The sequence below is a fragment of the Nostocoides australiense Ben110 genome (assembly GCF_001050535.1).
Taxonomy (GTDB): domain Bacteria; phylum Actinomycetota; class Actinomycetes; order Actinomycetales; family Dermatophilaceae; genus Nostocoides_A; species Nostocoides_A australiense.
Genome location: NZ_HG764815.1, coordinates 3658539 through 3659730 on the forward strand (window position 1 = coordinate 3658539; position 1192 = coordinate 3659730).

1 protein-coding gene is annotated in these 1192 nt (G+C 68.1%); it reads left to right on the top strand.

Annotated features, from left to right (window positions below):
• A partial coding sequence (gene efeO / locus BN11_RS17930; RefSeq protein ID WP_048699658.1) for an iron uptake system protein EfeO occupies positions 1-1108 on the top strand: 1108 nt, incomplete at its 5' end.
• Positions 1109-1192: the final 84 nt, after the last annotated feature.

Here is a 1192-nt window from a genome sequence, read left to right on the forward strand (position 1 = left end):
CCCCCCCCCCCCCCCCGCCTGTGGCGGGGGTGCCTCCGACGACGCCGGGTCGGGTTCCGCCGGTGCCGGTGGCCCCATCACGGTGACCGCGACCGACACCGAATGCACCGTCTCGGCGAATACCGCCCCCGCCGGCAAGGTGACCTTCACCGTCACGAACAAGGGCACCAAGATCAACGAGTTCTATGTGTATGCCGAGGGCGACCGGATCGTCGGCGAGGTCGAGAACATCACTCCCGGCCTGTCGCGCGACTTCATCGTCGAGGTGAGCGAGCCGGGCTCCTACGAGACGGCGTGCAAGCCGGGGATGGTGGGCAACGGGATACGCAGCGCTTTCACCGTGACCGGTGACGCCCCGGCGGCCAAGACCGACGACCAAGACCTGCAGGCCGCCGTCGCAGGCTACTCCCGCTGGGTGAACAGCCAGGGAGATGCCTTCCTCACGCGCACAACGGAATTCGTCGAGCTCGTCAAGGCGGGCAAGGTCGAGGAGGCCAAGGCGCTCTATCCGGTCGCGCGCTCCTACTGGGAGCGCATCGAGCCCGTCGCCGAGTCCTTCGGCGATCTCGACCCCAAGATCGACGGCCGCGAGGATGTCGTCGAGGAGGGCATGGCGTTCACCGGCTACCACCGGCTGGAGAAGGACCTGTGGGTCGACGGACTGCAGAAGGACACCTCCGCCATCGCCGACCAGCTGCTCGCCGATGTCACCGAACTCGTCACCAAGGCCAAGTCCGTCGAACTCAACCCGCTTCAGCTCGCCAACGGGTCCAAGGCGCTGCTCGACGAGATCGCGACCGGCAAGATCACCGGCGAGGAAGAGCGCTACAGCCACACCGACCTGTGGGACTTCGAGGCCAATTTCGAAGGCAGCAAGCAGGCCATCGCCGAGCTGCGGCCCTATCTGACCAAGAAGGACGCGGCGCTCGTCGGCAGGATCGACGCGACCGGCAAGGCCCTCGGCGACCTGCTCGAGACCTATCGCCAGGGCGACGGTTTCGTGCTCTACACCGACCTGACCGAGGACGACGTCAAGAAGCTGACGCAGGCCCTGGATGCGTTCTCCGAGAACGTCGCTCAGGTCGCGGGCGTCGTCGCGAAGGCATGACCGACAGGCCTGCTCCCGCCCCTGGCGCCGATGGCGCCGGGGCGAGCCGGCGCGCCGCCGTGGGTTCGGCGCTCGGCGCGGCAG